This window comes from Hydrocoleum sp. CS-953, from assembly GCF_002260545.1.
In the GTDB taxonomy this organism is placed as follows: Bacteria; Cyanobacteriota; Cyanobacteriia; order Cyanobacteriales; family Microcoleaceae; genus Trichodesmium.
In genome coordinates, this window is the sequence record NZ_LGSU01000442.1 from 1 (window position 1) to 3,131 (window position 3,131).

Consider the following 3,131-nt stretch of genomic DNA (forward strand, 5'->3'; position numbering starts at 1 on the left):
AAGGATCTGCCGAAGGTGGAGGGTTTGGTAGAGGAGATTCATCTTTTGGATCTGTTTCTAGAAAACCTACCCTATCTTGTTTTGGTTGAAAAGGAGTCCGAAAAGTGGGGGAAGTGGGGGAAGCACAGAATCTTAACAAACTATAGGGTTGTAAATATTCTCTGACGACAAAGAATTAGTCCTGGGGGAGTAGGGAAGTAATCGTGCTTAATGCCTAGAATTTTATAGGCTTACGCATTAAGGTCTTTGAATTTATAAATCCTGAAAACTTTTGACAGTCTACTATTGCCTATTCCTATTTTGCGTAGCCCTATAAAAAACATTGGTCTTACTTGACATACTCCCGACGTTGCGCTTACGCAACATAACGATGACGATGACGATGACGAACCCGGGATTCTTCAGTCAGCAAAAACTGACCACTGTTTTAATAGAGGTGATGTCCTCCCCCTGTGATGACGCTTACAATAACAAAATGTACCTAGCTTGTCAAGGGCTTATGAACGTTTAGCTTATGGAGGTATCCGAATCTTGGCCCTGGCTTTCCTTTATGACGTTCCCCTGCGGGAGAGCGTGGGACTTCCCGCCAGGGAAGTTAACTTATTACTTACAGCCTTTTTTGATCGGTAGACAACAGTAGGGACGTTTCATAGAACGTCCCTACAAGGTTTTGATTGTAACATCAGGTCATCAATCTGAAAAGCACTATAATTTAGGTTTTTCTTCCTTTGGAAGTATTAAAGTTACTACTATAATAATCATACTAGCCTAGCTAGAAAGCAAATAAATATCCCTATTTATCTATTGCTATTTCTATAGGGCAACTTCAATTTTAATTGAAAGGTAATATGACTAAAAAATAAGGTTTAAAGCTTCCCTTTGGATAGGGGATAAAAAGAATAAACCTCAGTATTTCAAGCTTCCTAATTCAAAGGGAGGTACTGATAACTGATAACTGAAAAGACTACTTTTTTTGTCATTAATACCAATCAATAATCAAGATTAACCTAATTTGAGAGGAAGACTATGCAATCAACAACTACTCAATTATATACCTCAAATATGGATATACCAAAACATGGTTTACCAGTAACAGTAATTTCGGGTTTTCTGGGCAGTGGTAAAACTACTTTACTTAACCATATATTGCAAAATCAACAGGGTGTAAAAACTGCTGTTTTGGTAAATGAATTTGGAGAGATTGGGATTGATAATGAGTTAATTGTTTCTACTGATGCAGATGACACAATGGTGGAACTTACTAATGGTTGTGTTTGCTGTACTATTAACGATGATTTGAAAAATGCAGTTTATCAAATTTTAGAAAGACAAGACAAAATTGATTATATGGTGGTAGAAACTACTGGTTTAGCTGACCCATTGCCAGTAGCTTTAACTTTTTTAGGAACTGAGTTACGAGATATGACTCGCCTAGATTCAATTATTACTTTGGTAGATGCTGCTAACTATAGTCTTGATTTGTTTAATAGTCAAGCAGCACATAGTCAAATTGTCTATAGTGATATTATTTTATTAAATAAAACTGACTTGGTTAATGAAGCAGATTTAGATTCATTGGAAGTGAAAATTAGGGATGTTAAAAAAGATGCGAGAATTATGAGAACTAGGGAATCGCAAGTAGCTTTACCGTTAATTCTGAGTGTGGGTTTGTTTGAGTCAGATAAGTATTTTGACGAAATAGAAGCTCATAACCATGACCATGGCCATGACCATGACCATGACCATGAACATCATCATCATCACGACCATGAACATGACCATGAACATCATCACCATCATGACCATGACCATGACCATGACCATCATCACCATCACGACCATAACCATGAGCATCATCACCATCATTCTGACCACTTAGAAAATGATGGATTTACTTCTATTTCTTTTCAAAGTAATAAGCCTTTTTCTCTTAAGAAATTCCAATATTTTTTGGATAATCAATTACCTGCAAATGTCTTCCGAGCTAAGGGTATTTTATGGTTTCAAGAAAGCTCTTTACGACATATATTTCATTTAAGTGGTAAGCGGTTTAGTATTGTTGATGATGATCAGTGGAAAGAGAATCATAAAAATCAGTTGGTTTTGATTGGTCAAAACTTAGAACATGAAAAGTTGCGAGCGCAATTAGAAGACTGTGTTAGTAATTAATAATTAATAATTGATATGGCACTCAGAACTCAACTTTCAAATCTTTGAAAGCTGAGTTCTGAACCCTAAAAACTGATATAGTAGTCGAAGTAAAGATTAGGAGATTTCTAAATGCTGTTAGCGGAGCTTTTCTGTAAGAAAAACCCTTTGACAGTTTACTATTCCCTATTCCCTATTCCCTATTCCCTATTCCCTATTCCCTAGCGCTATAACTGAAATGCGAGTTGTTATCCAAAGGGTTAATTTTTCTCAGGTAAAAGTAAATGGAGAAATTGTCGGCAAAATTGGCAAAGGATTAAATTTGCTTGTTGGTATTGCCACGACTGATACAGAAAATGAAATAAATTGGATGGTGCGTAAATGTTTAGATATGCGTTTATTTCCTGACCCAAATAGTGATAATAACCGTTGGGAAAAATCTGTCAAAGATATAAATGGTGAATTATTAATAGTTAGTCAATTTACTCTCTATGGAGACTGTCGTAAAGGTCGTCGCCCATCTTTTGATAATTCCGCATCTCCTGAATTTGCTAAACAACTTTATCAGTTATTTGTAGAGCAATTAAAATTGAGTGGTTTAAAAGTAGAAACTGGTATTTTTGGAGCAATGATGCAAGTTGAAATTGAGAATGATGGTCCGGTAACTTTATTATTAGAAAGATAAGCAACTAATAAATTATTCTGATAAGTTAAGAATCTAGTCACTATCTCAAATAAGGGAAACAAAAAAAGTGAGTTATCTAATATGCAGCCTGATAATTACCAATGGATATTTGATAATTGATAATTAATCAATCCGACTTTATTGCCTCTCCTGATAATTACTATATCAGCATTTTCTGGGAAATACTTAGATTTTTTCGGAGGATTTTTGCAAGGAAATTGTTCTGGTTGTTTGGGCAAATTGGTAAGTGGTGAAGTTGACCAAAGTGAGCAAAAGTTTTTGCGTTCTGAGGAAAAAG

The 3,131-nt window shown here is 35.4% G+C and carries 2 protein-coding genes; both read left to right on the forward strand.

Translation table 11 applies throughout. The features are described 5' to 3' along the window. Positions 1–1,026 precede the first annotated feature (1,026 nt). Positions 1,027–2,169 carry a GTP-binding protein gene (locus AFK68_RS04410; RefSeq protein WP_094671754.1) on the forward strand — a complete coding sequence of 381 codons (1,143 nt, stop codon included), beginning with the start codon at positions 1,027–1,029 and terminating at the stop codon, positions 2,167–2,169. Between the two features lie 217 nt (positions 2,170–2,386). Next, complete coding sequence (dtd, locus tag AFK68_RS04415) at positions 2,387–2,833, forward strand: D-aminoacyl-tRNA deacylase (RefSeq protein WP_094671755.1); 447 nt, start codon at positions 2,387–2,389, stop codon at positions 2,831–2,833. Positions 2,834–3,131: the final 298 nt, after the last annotated feature.